This window comes from Stenotrophomonas sp. 22LJNL06-5-1 (assembly GCF_056861455.1).
Window position 1 is genome coordinate 218938 of sequence record NZ_JBSPUE010000008.1, and the last position, 18839, is coordinate 237776.

General features: G+C 66.1%; 18 protein-coding genes. 10 read left to right on the forward strand and 8 right to left on the reverse strand.

Features of this window, described 5'->3' with window-relative positions; translation table 11 throughout:
• Positions 1-29: 29 nt before the first annotated feature.
• The gene (locus AC13GF_RS17485) at positions 30-494 is read left to right on the forward strand and encodes a MarR family winged helix-turn-helix transcriptional regulator (RefSeq protein ID WP_295553081.1); all 465 of its coding nucleotides are present in this window, start codon (positions 30-32) and stop codon (positions 492-494) included.
• A 5-nt stretch (positions 495-499) separates the two neighbouring features.
• Here the strand turns inward: AC13GF_RS17485 and AC13GF_RS17490 are convergent, their stop codons facing one another.
• The gene (locus AC13GF_RS17490) at positions 500-1984 is read right to left on the reverse strand and encodes a DUF4434 domain-containing protein (RefSeq protein ID WP_483005451.1); all 1485 of its coding nucleotides are present in this window, start codon (positions 1982-1984) and stop codon (positions 500-502) included.
• A gap of 207 nt (positions 1985-2191) precedes the next feature.
• On the opposite strand from AC13GF_RS17490, the gene AC13GF_RS17495 reads away from it, so the two are divergent.
• The 3 genes from AC13GF_RS17495 to AC13GF_RS17505 all read left to right on the forward strand — a co-directional run bounded on the left by AC13GF_RS17495 (position 2192) and on the right by AC13GF_RS17505 (position 4556).
• Complete coding sequence (locus tag AC13GF_RS17495) at positions 2192-3448, forward strand: M24 family metallopeptidase (RefSeq protein WP_483005452.1); 1257 nt, start codon at positions 2192-2194, stop codon at positions 3446-3448.
• Positions 3441-4115 carry a CerR family C-terminal domain-containing protein gene (locus AC13GF_RS17500; protein WP_483005453.1) on the forward strand — a complete coding sequence of 225 codons (675 nt, stop codon included), beginning with the start codon at positions 3441-3443 and terminating at the stop codon, positions 4113-4115. Before AC13GF_RS17495 ends, AC13GF_RS17500 begins: the two co-directional genes overlap by 8 nt.
• A 135-nt stretch (positions 4116-4250) precedes the next feature.
• Complete coding sequence (locus AC13GF_RS17505; RefSeq protein ID WP_483005454.1) at positions 4251-4556, forward strand: KGG domain-containing protein; 306 nt, start codon at positions 4251-4253, stop codon at positions 4554-4556.
• A gap of 10 nt (positions 4557-4566) precedes the next feature.
• Here the strand turns inward: AC13GF_RS17505 and AC13GF_RS17510 are convergent, their stop codons facing one another.
• Positions 4567-6039 carry an MFS transporter gene (locus tag AC13GF_RS17510; protein WP_483005455.1) on the reverse strand — a complete coding sequence of 491 codons (1473 nt, stop codon included), beginning with the start codon at positions 6037-6039 and terminating at the stop codon, positions 4567-4569.
• A gap of 127 nt (positions 6040-6166) precedes the next feature.
• Here AC13GF_RS17510 and AC13GF_RS17515 point away from each other — a divergent pair, with 127 nt between their 5' ends.
• Positions 6167-6787 carry a TetR/AcrR family transcriptional regulator gene (locus AC13GF_RS17515; RefSeq protein WP_483005456.1) on the forward strand — a complete coding sequence of 207 codons (621 nt, stop codon included), beginning with the start codon at positions 6167-6169 and terminating at the stop codon, positions 6785-6787.
• A gap of 15 nt (positions 6788-6802) precedes the next feature.
• Here AC13GF_RS17515 and AC13GF_RS17520 read toward each other — a convergent pair whose 3' ends face one another.
• Together AC13GF_RS17520 and trxA are read right to left on the reverse strand one after the other, a co-directional pair.
• Positions 6803-7153: a VOC family protein gene (locus AC13GF_RS17520; protein WP_483005457.1), complete on the reverse strand. Its 351-nt coding sequence runs from the start codon at positions 7151-7153 to the stop codon at positions 6803-6805.
• Between the two features lie 61 nt (positions 7154-7214).
• Positions 7215-7535: a thioredoxin gene (trxA, locus tag AC13GF_RS17525; RefSeq protein ID WP_313299935.1), complete on the reverse strand. Its 321-nt coding sequence runs from the start codon at positions 7533-7535 to the stop codon at positions 7215-7217.
• Positions 7536-7655: 120 nt separating this feature from the next.
• On the opposite strand from trxA, the gene AC13GF_RS17530 reads away from it, so the two are divergent.
• Positions 7656-8279 carry a TetR/AcrR family transcriptional regulator gene (locus AC13GF_RS17530; RefSeq protein WP_483005458.1) on the forward strand — a complete coding sequence of 208 codons (624 nt, stop codon included), beginning with the start codon at positions 7656-7658 and terminating at the stop codon, positions 8277-8279.
• Positions 8280-8356: 77 nt separating this feature from the next.
• Here the strand turns inward: AC13GF_RS17530 and AC13GF_RS17535 are convergent, their stop codons facing one another.
• Positions 8357-8557, reverse strand: coding sequence for a hypothetical protein (locus AC13GF_RS17535; protein ID WP_126930097.1), 201 nt, complete (start codon positions 8555-8557; stop codon positions 8357-8359).
• Between the two features lie 189 nt (positions 8558-8746).
• Between AC13GF_RS17535 and AC13GF_RS17540 the strand changes: the two genes are divergently transcribed.
• The gene (locus AC13GF_RS17540; protein WP_483005459.1) at positions 8747-12142 is read left to right on the forward strand and encodes an autotransporter domain-containing protein; all 3396 of its coding nucleotides are present in this window, start codon (positions 8747-8749) and stop codon (positions 12140-12142) included.
• A gap of 66 nt (positions 12143-12208) precedes the next feature.
• On the opposite strand, the gene cml is transcribed toward AC13GF_RS17540, so the two are convergent.
• Positions 12209-13396, reverse strand: a complete 1188-nt coding sequence (gene cml / locus AC13GF_RS17545; protein ID WP_483005460.1) for a CmlA/FloR family chloramphenicol efflux MFS transporter — start codon at positions 13394-13396, stop codon at positions 12209-12211.
• A 198-nt stretch (positions 13397-13594) separates the two neighbouring features.
• The gene (locus AC13GF_RS17550; RefSeq protein WP_478468547.1) at positions 13595-14500 is read right to left on the reverse strand and encodes a LysR family transcriptional regulator; all 906 of its coding nucleotides are present in this window, start codon (positions 14498-14500) and stop codon (positions 13595-13597) included.
• 107 nt (positions 14501-14607) lie between these two features.
• Between AC13GF_RS17550 and AC13GF_RS17555 the strand changes: the two genes are divergently transcribed.
• Genes AC13GF_RS17555 through AC13GF_RS17565 form a run of 3 tightly spaced genes read left to right on the forward strand, consistent with a single transcriptional unit; the run spans position 14608 to position 18283 of the window.
• Positions 14608-16143: an MFS transporter gene (locus AC13GF_RS17555; RefSeq protein WP_483005461.1), complete on the forward strand. Its 1536-nt coding sequence runs from the start codon at positions 14608-14610 to the stop codon at positions 16141-16143.
• Positions 16134-16562, forward strand: a complete 429-nt coding sequence (locus AC13GF_RS17560; RefSeq protein WP_483005462.1) for a hypothetical protein — start codon at positions 16134-16136, stop codon at positions 16560-16562. The genes AC13GF_RS17555 and AC13GF_RS17560 overlap by 10 nt, the downstream gene beginning before the upstream one ends.
• A 23-nt stretch (positions 16563-16585) precedes the next feature.
• Complete coding sequence (locus tag AC13GF_RS17565; RefSeq protein ID WP_483005463.1) at positions 16586-18283, forward strand: peptidoglycan D,D-transpeptidase FtsI family protein; 1698 nt, start codon at positions 16586-16588, stop codon at positions 18281-18283.
• 84 nt (positions 18284-18367) lie between these two features.
• Here the strand turns inward: AC13GF_RS17565 and AC13GF_RS17570 are convergent, their stop codons facing one another.
• Positions 18368-18820: a PA2169 family four-helix-bundle protein gene (locus tag AC13GF_RS17570; RefSeq protein WP_010481259.1), complete on the reverse strand. Its 453-nt coding sequence runs from the start codon at positions 18818-18820 to the stop codon at positions 18368-18370.
• Positions 18821-18839 lie beyond the last annotated feature (19 nt).

An 18839-nucleotide genomic window follows, 5' to 3' on the forward strand; every position in this document is an offset into this window, starting at 1 on the left:
TATGTAAGTGCTTATATATCATCGCCAGCATGGATCTCCAACACGCCACCCTGGGAACGCTGCTGCGGGCCCTGCTCGACCAGCTCGACCCGGCGGTCGAACAGGCCTACCGCGACCTGAAACTGGACTACCGGCCGCGCTACACCCCGGTACTGCGCACGCTGATGGCGCAAGGCCCCTGCCGCATCAAGGACCTCGCACTGGCCTGCGGGCTCAGCCATTCGGCGCTCAGCCAGACGGTTTCAGCAATGGTGCGCGACGGCTGGCTGCACGCTGCGGTCGGTGAAGACAGCCGTGAGCGCATCCTGCAGTTGAGCCCGCGCGCACTGCAGGCGTTGCCGGCGCTGCAGGCGCAGTGGCAGGCCACGGCTCGCGCGGCGCGCAGCCTCGATGCCGATCTTGGACAGTCGTTGGAGCAGGTGCTGCGCGACGCACTGCAGGCGCTTGAGCAGCGGCCGTTCGCGCAGCGACTGCGCGACACACCCCAGCGCTGAGGCGCCTACTGCTCAGCTGCCATCTCGATTTCACTGAGGAAGGTCCAGCTGCCATTGACCAACCGCAGCTCCAGCGTGCGGCAGTGCGCGGCAAGCGGCGCGGCATTGCCCAGCACGTACTCCTCTTCGGTCGAACCGCTCAGCCCGGCCTGGGTGAATGGCGCCGACAGCACGCCGATGCGGGTTGCGGCAGTTCCCGGCTCAGCGCACATCACCTCCACCGACGTCGGCGTGACGATGCCCCACGCCGGGCGGGTCATCGTATGCAGGCCGATCCAGTCCACCCGCCGGCGCTGGCCCAGGTCGATGGTGATGCTGACATTGCCGTGCACGCCCACCCAGCCGGCATCCATCGGATTGCGCGGATCTCCCACCCGGCGATCGAACAGCTCGTGACCGCTGCTGTCCGGATAGTTCGCATCCGGCGCCACGCTGTAGCTGTAGGTGGTCTGCACCGGATCGACACTGTAGGACGCACCGATGCCATACAACCCGCGATAGGTGTTCATCAGCCGCGGCGATTCGCCATAGCCCTGGCCGGGGCCGACCACCTCGGACATGTGGTACTGGTTGAGCCAGGCAACGCGCTTGCCGGCCGAACGCGCACTCCACAACTGCTGGTTGATGCGCTGCACCGACGCGGACCGATAGGCACCGGACAGCCCGTTGCCGGTCTGCAGGAACAACGGACTGCCATGGTTGAACAGTTCGATGTCGGCCCACAGGCCGCTGGCACCCAGTGCCGCCGACAGCGCCTCGTAATACGCCTCGGTGGAATAACCCGGGCGATCCCACTGGAACAAGCGTGCATGCGAGGCGGCACCGATGCCATCCTGCCAGATCTGCACGTCCACGCCGGTGGCCGTACGGAACTGCGCAGCAGCCCGGCCCACGCTGGCCGGATCAACGCTGGATGACGCCAGGTAGGGCGCGACCATCACCGGCCGTGAGGGTGTGCTGCCTTTGAGCGCCGTCACGATCGCACGGTAGAACGGCGCGCGATCAGCCGGCACCTGTGCCGGTTCGTCGGTGATGTACCAGCCCGCGAACGCCGGATGCGATCCGTACTGCTGGCCAAGCTGCGCCAGCGACTGCGCGGCATCCTGTGCCACGGCCGTTGCGTTCTGCCCCTGCCAGAAGGTGGCGCACTGCCCCGAGCTGTAGGTGGTGCCGACCACGACCTTCATGCCGCGCGCGGCCGCCGCGTCGAGCACGGTGCCGAGCTTGCCGGGAAAGCCGGCAATCCATTCGAAATCCTGCACGCCACTGGCGCATCCCACGCCGGCACGCGTGGCACGCACCTGGCCGAGGATGATCGTGTCGTTGCCCAGGTCCTGCAGTTCATCCAGGAACAGCGGCAACTGCGCGGCCGGCAGTTGTTCGTCGCTGCCCGAGTAGCCGACGTGGACGAAGCTGCCGGACAACAGGGGGCTGGCTGCATAGGCGGGGGCGGTACAGGCCAGCAATGCGATCAATCCAATCCGGTTCATGTTCTACGTCCCTGTCGTGGCCAGGCGAGTGGCGTCGTTGCGCATCCTATCAACAGCGGCGGTGGTCCCATCACGATGATCGGCAACGCTGCTCAATCGCCGACTTCAACTGCCCCCGCAGCAGCGCACATGCAATGCCGATTCAAGCGGTTGATTCATTCATCTGCGTGATCGAGCCTGCGCGCTCCTTCCCCTGGAGTACTCCTCATGCGCACGCCGCCCGCACCGCTCAGCCTGATGGAACGCGACCGCCGCTGGGCCCTGGCCCGCGACATCATGGCCAGTGAACGCCTCGATGCCCTGGTTGTGCATGGCGACCGGGAAGCCGCTGCACCGGCCGGCTTCTCGCCGGACTGCTACTTCACCAATGACCGGCCCGGCTCGATCGTGGTGTTCGTCGGCGACCAGCCACCCCGGGTGTTCACCTTTGCCTCGCTGATGATTGCCGACCACCTGCAGGCCGGCCTGCGCGGCGACCTGCAGTGGATCGCACCCGAACAGCTGTGGGTGGGCAAATCCGGGCAGGAGGTAGGCCGCTGGCTGCAGCAGTGTGGCCTGCACTCGGCACGTATCGGCGTGCTGGGGCTGGAGCCCTATCCGCCGTTCTACTTCGACGGCGCGATGCCTGCTCGCACCTTGCTGGGCATGCAGGCGGCAGTGCCGGGCGCGGAATTCGTACCGGTGTATCGTGCGTTCTTCCAGCGCGCCTCGGTAAAGAGCCAGGAAGAACTGGCGCTGATCGCGCATGCCGCCTGGATCGGTGAATCCATGAGCGAGGCGCTGCGTGCCACTGCTCGCCCCGGTGTTTCCGAAGCCGAACTGGTTGCCGCAGTGACCGCCACCTGCTTCTCGCTGGGGGGCTATACCGCCGAGGTGCTGCTCGGCTCGGGTCCCGAGTATGTAGGCTGGGGACCACCCGCCTGGCAGTACCGTGCACAGCCGCCGCGCATCCTGCGCGATGGTGACCTGGTGTTGTCGGAGATCTTCGCACTGTACGGACTGATGGAAACCCAGCATCAGGCCGCGGTGGCCATCGGCGAGGTGCACGAGGACATCCATCGCGCCGCCGCCGTCGCCCGCAGCAGCTACGAAGCAGGCCTGTTCGCACTGCGCGTGGGCAATACCTTCGGCGATGTCGTCGACGCGATGGAAGCGCCCCTGCTGGAGGCGGGCGGCTGGCACGTGCATCCGTTGGTCCACAGCCTCAACCCCTATGGACCGATTGGCTTCGGCCGTGCACCAGGCATCGAAGCGCTGCCGGAGGCCGCGCGCTATGCGCACATCGCGCCGCTGCCGACCGTCGGGCGCGAACTGCCCTTGCAGGCTGGCATGTGCTTCGCCTTCGAACCGAACTGTGCATTCGGGCGGCACATGGCCAACATCGGCGGTACGGTCATCGTCGGCGCGGACGCGGGTACCGCGCTCAATGAAAACTCGACACGGCTGATGCAGGCCGATGCCTGAGTTCATCGCCCATCTGCAGACACCGGCACGACGGCGCGCGGCCGAGACGCGCAGCGGGCAGACCCGAGGCCGACTGCTGCACGCGGGGCTGCAGCTGTTCAGCGCATTCGGTGTGGAGGGTGTACGTACCCGCCAACTGGTGGACATGGCCGGCTGCAGCCAGTCAGCCATTCCGTATCATTTCGGCGGCAAGCAGGAACTGTATGCCGCCGTGCTGCAGCGCTGTGCCCAAGCCATTGCCGAACGACTGCCGCTGCCGGCAGCACCGCCGACTGGCGCGCGGCAGGCCGCGCAGCAACTGCAGCAGTTGATGCGGGCATTTGTCCATGCCTTGCTGTCGGCGCCGGATGCGGGTCCACGCACGCTGCTGTTGGCGCGCGAACAGATCCAACCAACGGCCGCGTTCGCCAGCGCCCACCGTACGCTGTTCGAACCCCTGCACACCTCGCTGGCCGCGTGCGTGGCGTGCCTGCGCGGCAGCGAACCATCCGGCGTCGAGCCGGTGCTGCGCACCCACGCCCTGCTCGGCCAGGCGATCGTCTTCGCCGTCTCCCATGGGGCGCTGCAGGCACGATTGAACCAGGGAGCACCCTTGGCAGACGTGGAGACGATCGCAGCGGTGGTCAGTGGCATGGCGCTGGCTGCAGCGAAGGCAGCACCCGCCTGAATGGCTGCGCGATCAGCCGCGTGCGCAGGGCGCGTGAAAATCGTAGCGAAGATGGCGACCTGGACTTAGCGTGCGATGGCCAAGCATGGATGCCGTCGTCTACGAAGGCGACGCCCTCATCGCAGGAGATTTCACATGACTGAGCAGAATCCGCGCAGCTCCAACCGGGGCTTCGCATCAATGGACCAGGAAAAGCAGCGCGCGATCGCCGCCAAAGGCGGGCGTGCCGCACATGCCTCCGGCAACGCGCATGAATTCAGTCCGGCCGAAGCACGTGTCGCAGGCCGCAAGGGCGGCGAGGCGATCAGCCGCAACCGCCAGCACATGGCCACGATCGGCCGTGAGGGTGGACACGCCCGCCACGCCAATGCGCGCCAGCAGCAGCAACAGCCTCAGGAGATCGAACGCACGACAGAGGGCCCGCAACGCCAGCAGGGCTGAATGCTGCGCGTCAGGCCGGTGCGCGCTGCCGATACAGACCCAGCGCCGCAAGCAGGGCCAGCGCACCGGCAACAGCCATCGCCCAGCCGAAACCGCTGGCCATCGCACTGCGATACCACGCAAGCATCTGCGGCGTGGCGTGCATCGAGCTCGGTTGCAGGATCATTTCGCGCGCCTGTGCCACCAGCCCCCGCTGCCCGGCCTCCTGTGCGGAAGCGGCGAACTGCTCTACGGCGCGCTGGCCCATCAGGCTGCCCAGCAGCGCGATGCCCAGGCTCATGCCTGCCTGGCGTAATGCGTTCATCGTGGCTGAGGCGATACCCGCGCGTTCGACCGGCGCGCTGGCCATGACCACCATGCCGGTCGCCGGCACTGCCAGTCCCATTCCAATGCCAAGCAGCACCAGCACAGCACTGGCAAAAGCGCGCGAAGTTGCCGGATCGAACGTGGCCATCGCGCACAGCGCCACCCCGGCCAGGGCGTAGCCCAGCACCAGCGCGGCATGCAGCCCGAGGTGGGCGACCAGACGACCGAACAACAGCGAGACGACACCCATCAACAGGAACTGCGGAGCCAGCTGGGAGCCGGCCTGCGCGGCGCTGTGCCCCTGCGCCTGCTGGAAGAACAGCGACAGGAAGAACAGGCTGGCATAGGCAGTGAAGCCGAGCACGAACGAGGCCAGGTTGAACATGCCGAAACGGCGGTCGGCAAACAGGTCCAGCGGCAGCAAAGGGCGTGCCACCCGGCGTTCGACGATGCCGAACAGGACCAGTCCGACGGCTGCGACGCCCAGCGCCAGCAGGGTGACCGGGGCCAGCAGGCCATGCTCGCCGATCGCGATCAGGCCATAACTCAGCGCACCCAGCGCGACGACGCTGAGCAGCTGCCCGGCAGGGTCCAGTGCAGCGTGCTGCGGATGCCGCCGTTCCGGAATTCCCCAGGCGCCCAGCGCCAGCGCGAGCAGGCCCAGCGGCAGGTTGATCAGGAAGATGCTGGGCCATCCGGCGCGCTGCACCAGCACGCCGCCCAGCAGCGGGCCCAGCACCAGGGCCAACGCACTGAACGCCGACCAGCCGCCGATCGCGCGTGCGCGTAGTCGCGCGTCGGGGAAGGCGTGGCTGAGGATCGGCATGGCGCTGGGAATCAACAATGCGCCCGCGATGCCCTGTACTGCGCGTCCAGCCACCAGGATCGCAAGAGTGTTGGCACAGGCGCAGAGCAACGAACCAAGAGTGAAGGTGGCGACGCTGATCAACCACATCCGCCGATGACCGCAACGATCCCCCAGCGGCCCCGCCGACAGCATCAGCGCCGACAACGCGATCGCATAGGCATTGATCACCCATTGCAGCCCGGCCATGTCAGTGCTCAACGCCTGCTGCAGGGTGGGTAGCGCGACGTTGACGATGCTGATGTCCAGCGAGGCGAGAAACGTGCCGAGGTAGGCGGCCAACACCAGGGCCGGACGTTGGAAACGTTGCATGTGTGGATCCCGGGGGGAGGACGTGCGCGCATCGTAGCCACTGACTGACCGTCGGTCAATGACTGGCGGTCAGTCAATGCCGAAGGACAGCTAGAATGGCCACCGTCGCACCCGAACCTTGCCCACCATGCAGACCCCAGCTGTCGCCAGGCCTCGCACCAAGCCCGCGGAAACCCGCCAGGAAGAACTGATGGACGCCGCGCAGGCACTGTTCCTGTCAAAGGGGGTAGACGCCACCACCATCAGCGACATCGTCGCCGCGGCTGATGTCGCCAAGGGCACGTTCTATACCTACTTCGCCTCGCGCACCGAGATCCTGCAGGCGCTGGCACAACGCTACACGCGGCAGTTCATGGAAGCGGTCGACCAGGCCGTGCAGCAGCAGCCCGAAGGCGATGGCGTAGCACGCCTGCGTGCCTGGATCCGCGCCAACATCGAGCTCTACGTGCGCACCCATGCACTGCACGACGTGGTGTACGCCAACCATCACCACCACCAGCGCGGCAACGCCGAACGCAATGCGATCCAGCAGCAACTGCTGGGCATCCTCGAGGCGGGCAACGCCGCTGGACTGTGGCAGCTTCCAGCGCCGCAGGTCACCGCCTCGCTGATCTATGCCGGCGTGCACGGCGCCACCGACGACCTGATCGCCACGCCGGCACAAGGTGCCGATGCGTTCATCGAAGCCGTGCAGACCGATTGCCTGCGCATGGTCGGCGTACCACCGGCCGGTGCCAAGCGGCGCTGACGAACCGCCTGTCGCTCAGGTGTGGGCGAGGATGTTCAACAACCGCCCGAACGGGTCACGGACGAAGAAGCGACGCACGCCCCAGGGCTCATCGACCGGGCCATATTCCAGCGGGATGCCGGCCGCGCGCATGCGCTCCAGTACCTGTTGCAGATTGTCCACTTCGATCGACAGGTCCGGCACTGCGGTGCCGGAACCCCCTTCACTGGCAAAGCTGACCTGCGCCAGCGCGCTGCCCTCGCCGCCATGGGTGACGATCCAGCCGTGGTCCATCACCACCGGCATGCCCAGCAGCTCGCCATAGAACGCTGCGGCACGCGCAGGGTCAGGCGTGGCGATGTTGGCGACGACACGTTTGACGGCCATGTGCAGCGGCTCCGATGCGATTGCCCATCCTCGCCGCTGCGTGCATGGGCTGCAAGCGGGCTCAGCCCAGATGGCTCATCGCAAGCTGGGTGATCGCGCTCTTCGGCAACGCGCCAACGGTGCGCGCCACGGGCTTGCCATCGCGCACCACCACCATGGTCGGGATACTCATCACGCCGAACTCGTTGGCCAGCGCCGGCGATTCGTCGATGTTCACCTCGGCGAAATGAACCAGCCTGCTCATCTCATCCGCCGCCTGCTCGAACATCGGCTGCATCACCCGGCACGGGTGGCACCACTCGGCCCAGAAACGGATCACGTGCACGCCCGGCGCATTGCGTACGGCCATGTCGAAGTTGCCGCTGGTCAACTGGCTGATCATGTTCAAGCTCCCTGCATCAGTTATGGAATGTACGTTCCATAAGTTGAGCGCCGCCGGCTGACTTGTCAATGAATTCTGGAATGACTAGTCTTTAAGTCATTCCCCTACCCTGGCTTGCTCATGGCGCGCACTGGCCGCCCCCGCGAATTCGACCGCGACGACGCTGTAGAACAGGCGATGCTGTTGTTCTGGGAACGCGGCTACGAGGCCACCACGCTCAACGACCTTCGCAGCGCGCTGGGAGGGCTTTCGCCTGCAAGCTTCTATGCGGCGTTCGGCTCCAAGGAGGCGTTGTTCGGCGAATGCCTGTCGCTCTACATGCAGTCCTGCGGCCAGTTGGCCACTTTGCTGGCGGACACCACCGACGGCCCACGCGAGGCGATGCGACGCACCCTGCATGCCGCTGTGACCGCACAGACCTCGCGCACCCGCCCGCGCGGCTGCATGGCGGTACTGTCCGGCCTGAACTGTTTCGAAGGCCATGAGGACATCGCCGCACAGGTCGAACAGGCGCGTCGGCAGACCAGCCATGCCATCACCGCCTGCGTGCAGGCCGGGCGTGATGTGGGCGAGCTGTGCCCGGACGTGGACTGCACCGCGCTGGCCACCGCCTTCGACGTGTTCCTCAAGGGCATCGCCATCCAGGCCCGGGATGGGCGCCGTGCCACCGAACTGCATGCAGCCGTGGATGCGCTGATGGCGATCTGGGATTGCAACGCACTGCGCGCCGCGCGCCAGCACTGACCGCAGGCGTCCGTTGCACTGAAACAGAAGAGCCCCGTCAGTGACGGGGCTCGCCATCAGTCCTGCGTTGCCACTGCTTACACGGCGCCGCAGCGATCCATGACGCAACGATCGTATTCGTACTGGCATTCCATCGCGTCACCGCCACCGGACAGACAGGCCTGGTAAGCCTTCCAACAGGGAAGATCGCATGGCGGAATCGGCCCAGCCACAGCAACCGAACCGCTGCAGGCCAAGGCGAACACCGCACCCACGATCAATTTCCTGAAAGTACGCATCGACATCACTCCTTGATAAGCCTGGTGATCCCAGGCCGGGCCACGGTAGCGAGGCCCCCGGGAGATGGAGTGAACGCCAGCGTCACGCCCAATTAACGTGTTCATAAAATTCCTGCCACATAGCTGGGGGATATCGCCGTGCCTTGGCGTTAACGGCCTTGTTGATCCGTCAATCAAGGAAGTTGTCCGATGAATTACCCACTGCACGGCCGTTCGTCCCACTCCCGTTCTCTCCTGCACAGCCGCCTCGCGCTGGCTGTGGCCAGTTCCCTGTTGCTGGCTGCTGCCACGCCCGCCATCGCCAGCGAAACACTCGACACCTGGCAGCAACAGCGCCAGTTGCAGGCGGCCTGGGCGCAACCGGCCACGTCGGCGACACCTTCCACACCCCTTCAGTTGCCGGTAGCAGCACCCACGGCGGGCGCCAGCACCACGACGATTCTCGGCAATGCGGGTGATCCGGCCAGCTGGCGTACAGACGAATTCAATGCCGACTGGGGCTTGGGTGCAATGAATGCCCAGTTTGCGTACGCGCGGGGGCTGACCGCCACTGGCACCCGGCTGGGGGTGTTCGACAGTGGGACCGGCTTGGATCACCCGGAATTCGCCGGCAAGAATCATCGCAGCATCACTATTGCTGATCTGTTGAGCGATGGCAGCCGGTGTACGAACAGGACTGCATTGACGGGCCCGGATGCATGCTTCTCCAGCGCTGGCGATGAGGTGCTAGTTCAGCGGTTCACGCTTGACCCCAAGATGCCCAAGTTCATTGCTGATCTGTTTCTGCGCGACCCGCAACTGAGAGAGCTCCTGCAAAACGCATCTTATGAGGATCATGGCACCCATGTAGGTGGCACCATTGCTGCCAATCGGGATGGCACAGGCATGCATGGCGTGGGATTCGGTGCTGATCTGACCGTCGCCAGATTGTTCTTTAACAGCGTCACCGAGATCTATCTCAAAGGGTCCAGTCCTGATACGCGAGTCAAGACCACAGGGCCAGAGAATTCGGCGCTTGTCGATCTATACGATCAGATGAACGCCCAGGGCGTGCGTGCAATCAATCACAGCTGGGGATTGGCTGAAGAGCCCACGTCAGCAGCTGAATTTGATCGCCTATACAGCAAACCCGAATGGCTTGAGAGACTCTCGATCTTCGCGGACGGCGCACGCGCCAAGGGCATGATTCAGGTCTGGGCAGCCGGCAACACTGATGCGGAAATTCCCACGCCTGAGGAAAGCCCGATTGCCGGCATATATGCAACGTTGCCGCGAGCCCTTCCCGACATCGAGCGGTACTGGCTCAGCGTGGTCAACGTCCAGGAGGACTTGACGCTGAGCAACCGATCAAACAAATGTGGCCTGAGTGCCAACTGGTGCATTGCAGCGCCAGGGACAGGCATCAACTCAACTACCTACGACCCCTCTGCCCCGCCAACGGCAGATGTTCGCACCGATGCGAATGGCAACGTCTCGCTTGACGTAACCCAGCGCGTGCCGACGCACGGCTATGGAGAGAAGAGCGGAACGTCCATGGCGGCCCCGCACATCACCGGCGCTCTGGGGCTGCTCTTTGAACGCTTCCCCTATCTCGATAGCGCCCAGGTCCGCGACGTGCTGCTGACCACCGCGCGCGATCTTGGCGATCCGGGCGTCGACGAGATCTACGGCTGGGGCATGGTCGACCTGCGCAAGGCCATCGAAGGCTACGGCTCGCTGCGCGTGGACAGCAACGTGGTGATGAACCAGAAGGCCGGTGGCCTGAAGGTATGGGAAGGCGATGCCTGGGATGACTGGACCAACGACATCGGCGGCCCCGGCAAGTTGACCAAGTCCGGCATCGGCTGGCTGCGCCTGAGCGGCGACAACACCTTCAACGGCGCAGTGCTGCAGGACGGCACGCTGGAATTGAACGGTGCCAACACGCTCACGTCTGCGGTCGAGGTCCAGGGTGGCCAGTTCCTGCTCAACGGCAGTCTCGTCTCCACCGCGCTGAACACCACCGGGGGCGTGAGCACGGTCAGCAGCAGCGGCCTGCTGAAGGACAGCAACCTGACCGTCAACGGTGGCGTGGTGTCCTTCAACGGCACGCAGACTGGCGGCACCACCACGGTCGGTGCGAACGGCCTGCTGAAGGGTGTCGGTACGCTGGGCAGCACCCGCGTGGACGGCATCATCGCGCCCGGCAACTCCATCGGCACATTGACCATCAATGGCGACTACGTGCAGGGCGCAACCGGTGTCTACGCAGCCGAACTCGCTCCGGGCGGGCGCAGTGACCAGTTGCACGTGACCGGCACCGCCACCCTCGGCGGCACCCTGGTCGCACTGCCGGAGCCGGGCACCTACTACCTCGGCGAGCAGTTCAATTTCATCCGCGCCGACGGCGGTGTCAGCGGCCAGTTCGCCAAAACCGACTTCAGTGCGTTCTCGCCGTTCCTGCAGTTCAGCCTGGCTTACGGTGCCAATGGCACCCGCATCGACGTGGCCCGTGGTGCGTCGCTCGCCAGTGCCGCCACCACGTCGAACCAGCGTGCGGCCGCGGCGGCTGCCGATGGTCTGGCAATCAACCAGGGCCTGCCCAAGCCGCTGACCCAACTATTCCCGCAGCAGGTCGGTGGCGTGCTCGATGGCCTCAGCGGCGAGCTGCATCCGGCCACGGCGCTGGCCCTGGTCGAGGGCAGCCGCTATGTGCGCGATGCCGCACTGTCACGCCGTGCCGGTGCCACCGCACCCGGTGCCGATGCGGGCGATGCCACCGGCGCATGGGTGCAGGCACTGGGCGGCAACAGCAAGCTGGATGGCAACAGCAACACCGCGCGCACCGACGCCAACAGCAACGGCTTGCTGGTCGGCATCGACCGCGAGTTCGGTGGCTGGCAGATCGGCGTGCTGGCCGGTACCGGTCGCACCGACGTGAAGCAGCAGGAGCGTCGTGCCAAATCGAAGATCGACAACACGCACTTCGGCGCCTACGCCAGCCACACCTGGGGCGGCTTCGGCCTGCGCGGTGGCGTGGCATGGAGCCGCAACGAAGTGAAGAGCACGCGTGATGTTGCCTTCGCCGGCTTCAGCGACAGCCTCAGCGCGCGCTACAACGCACATACACGCCAGGCCTTCATCGAAGCGGGCTACCGCTTCGGCAATGCGGAAGGTGGGCTGGAGCCGTACCTGCAGGTCGCTCGCGTGGAAGTGGACCTGAAGCAGATCAACGAGCGTGGCGGTGCGGCGGCACTGCACGGCAAAGTGGACGACACCGGCACCACCATCGCCACCGCTGGCCTGCGCTTCGACAAGGGCCTGAAGGCCTCGTTCCAGCAGGACAGCTGGCTGCACCTGCGCGGTGGCGTGGGCTATCGCCGCGCCTTCGGTGACCGCAGCCAGGTGGCCAACCTGGCCTTTGCCAACAGCACTACCACCTTTGCAGTCGACGGCGCACCGATTGCCGACAACGCCGTCGTGGCCGAGCTGGGCCTGGCGGCATGGCTGACCCCGCGGCAGCAGCTGGAGCTGGGCTACAGCGGCCAGTTCGGTAGTGAAAGCCGCGACCATGGCGCCACTGCACGCTGGTCCGTCCGCTTCTAAACACGTGTTCTCTTGATGGGTTGGGGCGGCCTCGCGGCCGCCCGTTTTTTTGCCCGCCATCCAGCGCTATACGCGATGCCGCAGCGCGGCGGTACCTGCCAGGCTGGCAAGTGGCAGCAGCAACCCATAGGCCACCAGCGGCCACACGGTATCGCCGGGTAGCACGAGGGTAACCAGCGTGCCGATGCCTGCAACGATCAGGCTCTGCACCGCGTAGTACAGGGCCACCGCCGTACCCGACGCATCGGCGAAATCACGCAGCGCACCGCTTGCAGCCACCGAAACCACCATCACCAGCCCCACCGCGATGCCCCACATGGGCAGCATCACTCCGATGAACGAGGGAGGCCACGCTGCGGCCAACGCCATCAGCAGCACCCCGGCCACCATCAGCCACAGGCCGCGCAGGAAGGTACCGCGCACGCTCCAGCGGGCAATGCACACGTTCGCCATCCGCGCCGTGACGATCATCACCAGCGCCACCGTGGCGAAGGCCAGGCTGAACGACAGCGGCGAGTACTGCATGCGTCCGACCAGCAGCCGGGGTGCGACCGAGAAGAACACGAAGAACGTGCCCATGCCTGCACTGAAGCCCAGCGTGTAGACCCAGAACGCGCCGCTGCCGAGGATGCGTCGTACCGCAGGTCGCGACGCGTCCTGGCACTGCGGGCGGGTTTCCTGCCAATGCCGTACCGCGCGCATGCCGGCGATCATGCCCAGCACGCCGAGCAGAACGAAGATCGCGCGCCAGCCGACGGCGCCTGCCAGCAGTGCACCGAGGATCGGTCCCAGCGCCGGCACGAAGGCCAGCATCGAGGCGAACAGCCCATACAGCGACGCGCCTTCGGGTGTATCGGCATACACATCACGGACCGTGGCAAAGGTCGCCACCAGCGCCGCCGACGCCCCCACCGCCTGCACGGTTCGCCAGGCCAGGAATGCTGCGCCGCTGCTGGACATGGCCAGCGCAAACGACGCAAGCGCGAACAGCAACGCCCCCAGCAACAGGACCGGCCGCCGCCCGATGCTGTCGGACAACGGGCCGAACAGCAACTGGCCCAGGCCGAGCACCAGCAGGTAGATGCTCAACGTCAGCTGCACCAGCGTCGGTGATGTCTGCAGTGCCTGCGGCATCACCGGCACCACAGGAAGATAGATATCCATGGCCAGCGAGGCCAGGAGGTCGAACGGCGCCATCAGCACAATGGCCGATGGCAGCGGGTGGGCCCAACGCGGGGCCTGTCGATTGAACATGGGAAGTCTCCGCCCAGAGTGAATCCGGCGGTGATCCATCCACTTCGCGTGCATCGCAGGGATGACCACCGCAACAACGTCTGCATCGTTGTTGCGGCTCAGCGAACTGTCTGCGGACCGTTCCCGTTGTTCATGATGTCCATCGAATGCGAATGCGGGTGGCGCAAGTGTAGCAATCGTCCATCTGCCGCGCGGCCTTCAGGCCAGGGGCAACATGTCGATGCGCCTGCACGGCGTCTCCTTCACCTGCTCGATCAGCCGTCGCACCACGGGCGAGGTCTCCGCCCGCCGGTACTGCACAGCGATGGTCGAGACGATGGTGGGGCCGGCCAGTGGCAGATAGATCATTCCGGGCAGCACCAGCGTGCGTTGCAGTACCGATGGCACGATCGCCACCGAACCAACGCCGACCGACACCTCGGCCAACACCGCCGCCAGATGCCCGGGCTGGGAACGGATACGTGGAATGAACCCGCCGCGGCGCCCGACTTCCATTGCGCCCACCGGCTGCTCCGGCATGACGAAGCCTTCCCGGGCCAATGATGCCGGCTGTACCGGCGCCCGGGCCTGCGCCAGCGGATGGGTTTCCGGCAGGGCCACGCAGAACTGGTCTTCGACCAGGGTGTGTTCGCCGAAACTGTCGGGTACATCCATCGGAGGCCGGCAGAACACCACATCCACCCGGCCTTCCTGCAGCAGCTGCGGGAGCTCGCCCATCGGCCATTCGCTCACCTGCAGTTCCACGCCCGGGTAGCGGCTGCGGAACCGGCTGAGCTGATCCTGCAACGCACCGGCATACAGCGCCGAGCCGACGTAGCCGATCTCGATCTTGCCGATCTCACCGCGCCCGGCGCGCCGGCCCAGGGTTTCGGCCTGTTCGAACCGGCGCAGCACATCGCGGGCTTCCGCCAGGAACACCTCGCCTGCGGAGGTCAGCAGCACTTCGCGCCGGCCGCGGTCGAACAGGCGCGTGCCGAGGCGACGCTCGATGTCCTGGATCTGCACGCTCAGCGTGGGAGTGGCGATCCCCAGGCGCAGGGCCGCACGACCGAAGTGCAGTTCCTCGGCCAGGGTGACGAAGTACTCCAGGTGACGGCGTTCCATGGGCGGCATTTCGTTAGGTTCAAGCTAACGTAACCAGAAAACACCGAGAATGAAACAAACACCGATCATTGCTGGAATGGCCGTCCTCCCCTTCCTGCGAGTGACCGGTGCCGCCCTCCCCTCCCTCTTCGCCTGCACGGCACACGCTGCCTGACGCGGTCCTGCTGGTGGCCTCGCTGGGCTGCACGATGACCGTGCTGGAGACCAATGCCGTAGCGGTCGCACTGCCCAGCATCGCGCGTGACCTGCACGCCGGATTCGCCGATATCGAGTGGGTGATCAGTGCCTACATCCTGTCCTTCACTTCACTGCTGCTGCCCGCCGGCGCTGTCGCCGACCGCTACGGCCGCCGCCGGGTGCTGCTGATCGGCATCAGCCTGTTCGCCCTCACCTCTCTGCTCTGTGCACTGGCGCCCGATGCCGCCCTGCTCTACCTGGCGCGGGCACTGCAGGGCATCGGCGCTGCGTTCCTGCTGGCACCCTCGCTGTCGATCATCGGCCACACCTACCACCAGGGGGCGGCCAAGGACACTGCATGGGCGTTCTGGGGCACCGCCATGGGCGTGATGATGGTGCTCTCACCGCTGATCGGCGGCCTGCTGTCCACGCTCTGGGGCTGGCGCGCGGTGTTCGTCGCGATCCTGCCGTTCCTGGGCCTGCTAGCCTACGGCACGCTGCGCTGGATACCCGAGTCGTCCGACAGCGTGGTCCGCCCGCTCGATCCGCCCGGCATCATCACCTTCAGCGTTGCCATCTTCGGCATCGTGTTCTTCCTGGTGGAAGGACTGGCAAAAGGATGGTCATCGGCCCCGGCGCTGAGCGGGCTGGCCCTGGCCATCATCATGGCCGCCGCCTTCGTCATCGTTGAACGGGCACGGTCACATCCCATGGTGGATCTCGGGCTGCTGGCCAGTCCGCGTTTCGTCGGCGCACTCATTGTCATGGTCGGCTATTCGGTCAGCGCACAGGTGATGGCGTCGATGCTGCCGCAGTACCTGCAGAACGGCATCGGCCTGAGCGTACTGGCTGCGGGTGCCGGCATGCTTCCGTTCGCCGCGGCGATGCTGCTGTTTCCCAGCGTGGGCCGGTGGCTCGGTCGCCATCTGACCAGTCCGGCCGTGCTGGCGATCGGGCTGTCGATCACCGCCGCAGGCAATGCCGTGGCCGGACTGGCCGCGTGGCAGCATCTGCCGTGGCTGGCACTCGTCGCAATGGTGGTGATCGGTGCCGGCGGCGGCATCCTCAATGGCGAGACCTCCAAAGCCATCATCGGCGCGGCACCGCGCGAGCGGGCCGGCATGGCCTCCGGCATCAGCGCGACCACGCGCTTTGTCGGCATCCTGCTCGGATTCACCGTGCTGTCCAGTGCCTTGAGCCTGGGCATCCGCAACGCACTGTCGGCTGTGGTTCCCGCGCGCGATGTACTGCCGATGGCCGATGCGATCGCTACCGGCACCTTCGCCGATGCACGCACCGCCGCCTTCGCACAGGCGATCTACAGCTACGGATTTGCCAGTGCACTGTGGACGTCGGCCATTGCCGCGCTGCTGGCCAGCCTTGCGGTGTTGCTGCTGGGCTGCAGCCGGCCTGCGGCGGAAGCACCGTCCCTCCCGCAACACCCGGAATCGCGCGCATGCGACTGAACCTACCCCTGATCCTGTTGCTGTTCGCCATGCCGGCAGCCACCACAGAGGCAGCATCGCCCAATCTCCCCGTCGAGCCGCCACGTGCAGCGCTGCTCAGCCAGATCGACCAGGGCATGGCGAATGCCGTGGCCTGGGAGTACGCATTCAATGCCATCGCCTCCTGCGATGTCGCACGGATCGACCACACCCTGCGCAACCAGCACGACAGCCATCCCGTGCAGGTCCAGCCGCTGCTGGACGCAGGCTACACCGCGACCTATCGCACGGCCGAACCCTATCCAGCCCTGCAGGACCGGCTGGCCACGCTGCGCGATGCGGAGATCGCCTGCATGGCCGTTGCCGATGGCCGCAGCCACGCCAATGTCATCGACCGTGCTTCCGCACTGCTGGCCTACATCGCCGGGCAACCGCTGTAACCACTGTCTCGATGCCTCATCGGATGCGCACCCCCACCATGGCGCCACGCCGCACGCGTGCCCATGACTTCCGCCGCCGCTACCGCCTGACCTGCGCCGCACTGGCCATACTGGCGGGCCTGCTGCTGGCGCGGGCCGCCGACGTCCAGATCGTCCATCACCACTTCTACCGGCACCAGGCCGAAGCACGGATGCTCCGCCACCATCCGCTGCGCGCGCATCGCGGCACGCTGTACGACCGCCACGGCATCGTCATTGCCGGATCGGCTCCCGTGGCATCGCTGTGGATCGACCCGCGCGCCTTCTTCGACGCATCAGGTTCAGTCGAGCAGCTGGCCTCGGTGCTGGATACCGATGCGACGGCGTTGACCAGACTGCTGGCGCGCAACCGGCAGCGACGCTTCATCTACCTGCCGGGCTTCCGTCGCGGCGATCCAGCCCGCCTTGAAGCACTGCAGGCCAGGGCGCCGATCGGGGTCCACCTGCAGCAGGAGTTCAAACGCTTCTACCCACAGTCGGAACTGTTCGCACAGACTGTCGGCGTGACCGATATCGAAGGCCATGGCCTTGAAGGCCTTGAGCGCCTGTTCGACGCGCGCCTGAGCGGACAGGCCGGCTACCGTGACGTCATCATCGATCGCAAGGGCCGCCCGGTCGAGCTGCGCGATCGTGGCCGTCCGGCGCGTCCCGGCGAGGACATCGTGCTGTCGCTGGACAGCCGTATGCAGCACATCCTCCATGCTGGACTCGGACCGGCAGTACAACGCCACGGCGCGGCTGCCGCAAGCATCGTGGTGCTGGAAGTCGGCACCGGCCAGATCCTGGCGATGGTCAACTGGCCCACCTACAACAGCAATGCGCCCGGCACCGGCGCCGCCGATGCACGCCGCAACCGTGCGGTGACCGATGTGTTCGAGCCCGGCAGCACGGTGAAACCCTTCACGGTGGCTGCGGCGCTCGAGGCCGGCGTGATCACGTCTGCCAGCACGTTCGACACCCACCCCGGCTGGATCCGCAATGGGCGCTTCACCACTCGTGACTATCGGGATCTGGGCGTACTGGATACCACCGGCGTCCTGAAGAAAAGCTCCAACGTGGGCATCTCGTTGATTTCGCACCGCCTGAGCCGGGAACAGCTGCACGCCATGTTTGCCGCGCTGGGCGCCGGGCATGTCTCGGGGAGCGGATTCCCCGGCGAGCGCAACGGCGTACTGGCCGCGCCTGCTACATGGAGTGGCACCGGCAAGCAGACCCTGGCCTATGGGTACGGGCTGTCGATGACCACGCTGCAGCTGGCCAATGCCTACGCGACGCTGGCCAACCATGGCCTGCGCGTACAACCGACCTTCGAGCATGGCCGCGCAACAGTGGTGAGCCGTGCCATGCCCGCAGACGTTGCCGACCAGGTGCTGGACATGATTGCCACCACCAGCGAGCCGGGTGGCACCGCGACGCGGGCCCGCATCAACGGCTATGCCATCGCCGGAAAAACCGGGACCGCGCGCAAGGCGGCGGCCGGCGGATATGCGCGCCACTACATGTCCCTGTTTGCCGGGGTCGTACCGGCGCAACATCCACGTTATGCGGTCGCCGTGGTCGTAGACGATCCCGATGCACGCCGCGGAGGCTACGGTGGCGGAGCAGTCGCCGCCCCCATCTTCAGCGAGCTGATGGGGCGGGTGCTGCACCTGCAGGACATCGCGCCCGATGCACCACGCTGAGTCCTGCACGCCGCCTCGAAGTTGGCCGGGGCAGCCATGCTGCCCCGACCGTGACGGCCCCGGGGAGAAGGCCGCCGATGATCGTCAGGCCGCCTTCATGGCGTGCTTGCGCGCACGCATCACGTTGTGGCACTCCTGCACTTCAGGCAGCAGCTGGGTGACTTCCTGGCGCACGGCCGGCGGCAGCTCGTTGTCCTTCAGCACGTCCTTGAACGCGCCAAGCAGCCGGTCTTCAGACTCTTCCAGCTCGGCCACGTAACCATAGTTGGTGTCGCCGAATGCAGCGCGCACCTTGCCATAGAACTGCTGCATCGACCCGACCATGGTGCCGTGCTCGGCGGGTTTGCCACCACTGGCGGCGACCGAACTGCTCAACGCGGCGACGATGCGGCCCTTGACGCCGGCAATGCGGGTGAACAGGGCCGACAGTTCGGCATCCTTCACCTTGGTCGCAGCTTCTTCGTAGAACGACTTTCCGTCCCGGGCAATCTCGATCAGGTCGTTGAGGCGATGTTCGATGGTGGACTGGGTGCTCATGGAATCGCTCCTGTGTGCT

Bases quoted from the DNA above. Each gene is read 5' to 3' on its own strand.
- AC13GF_RS17485 (WP_295553081.1), top strand. From the start codon at position 30: ATGGATCTCCAACACGCCACCCTGGGAACGCTGCTGCGGGCCCTGCTC.
- AC13GF_RS17490 (WP_483005451.1), bottom strand. From the start codon at position 1,984: ATGAACCGGATTGGATTGATCGCATTGCTGGCCTGTACCGCCCCCGCC.
- AC13GF_RS17495 (WP_483005452.1), top strand. From the start codon at position 2,192: ATGCGCACGCCGCCCGCACCGCTCAGCCTGATGGAACGCGACCGCCGC.
- AC13GF_RS17500 (WP_483005453.1), top strand. From the start codon at position 3,441: ATGCCTGAGTTCATCGCCCATCTGCAGACACCGGCACGACGGCGCGCG.
- AC13GF_RS17505 (WP_483005454.1), top strand. From the start codon at position 4,251: ATGACTGAGCAGAATCCGCGCAGCTCCAACCGGGGCTTCGCATCAATG.
- AC13GF_RS17510 (WP_483005455.1), bottom strand. From the start codon at position 6,039: ATGCAACGTTTCCAACGTCCGGCCCTGGTGTTGGCCGCCTACCTCGGC.
- AC13GF_RS17515 (WP_483005456.1), top strand. From the start codon at position 6,167: ATGCAGACCCCAGCTGTCGCCAGGCCTCGCACCAAGCCCGCGGAAACC.
- AC13GF_RS17520 (WP_483005457.1), bottom strand. From the start codon at position 7,153: ATGGCCGTCAAACGTGTCGTCGCCAACATCGCCACGCCTGACCCTGCG.
- trxA (WP_313299935.1), bottom strand. From the start codon at position 7,535: ATGATCAGCCAGTTGACCAGCGGCAACTTCGACATGGCCGTACGCAAT.
- AC13GF_RS17530 (WP_483005458.1), top strand. From the start codon at position 7,656: ATGGCGCGCACTGGCCGCCCCCGCGAATTCGACCGCGACGACGCTGTA.
- AC13GF_RS17535 (WP_126930097.1), bottom strand. From the start codon at position 8,557: ATGCGTACTTTCAGGAAATTGATCGTGGGTGCGGTGTTCGCCTTGGCC.
- AC13GF_RS17540 (WP_483005459.1), top strand. From the start codon at position 8,747: ATGAATTACCCACTGCACGGCCGTTCGTCCCACTCCCGTTCTCTCCTG.
- cml (WP_483005460.1), bottom strand. From the start codon at position 13,396: ATGTTCAATCGACAGGCCCCGCGTTGGGCCCACCCGCTGCCATCGGCC.
- AC13GF_RS17550 (WP_478468547.1), bottom strand. From the start codon at position 14,500: ATGGAACGCCGTCACCTGGAGTACTTCGTCACCCTGGCCGAGGAACTG.
- AC13GF_RS17560 (WP_483005462.1), top strand. From the start codon at position 16,134: ATGCGACTGAACCTACCCCTGATCCTGTTGCTGTTCGCCATGCCGGCA.
- AC13GF_RS17565 (WP_483005463.1), top strand. From the start codon at position 16,586: ATGCGCACCCCCACCATGGCGCCACGCCGCACGCGTGCCCATGACTTC.
- AC13GF_RS17570 (WP_010481259.1), bottom strand. From the start codon at position 18,820: ATGAGCACCCAGTCCACCATCGAACATCGCCTCAACGACCTGATCGAG.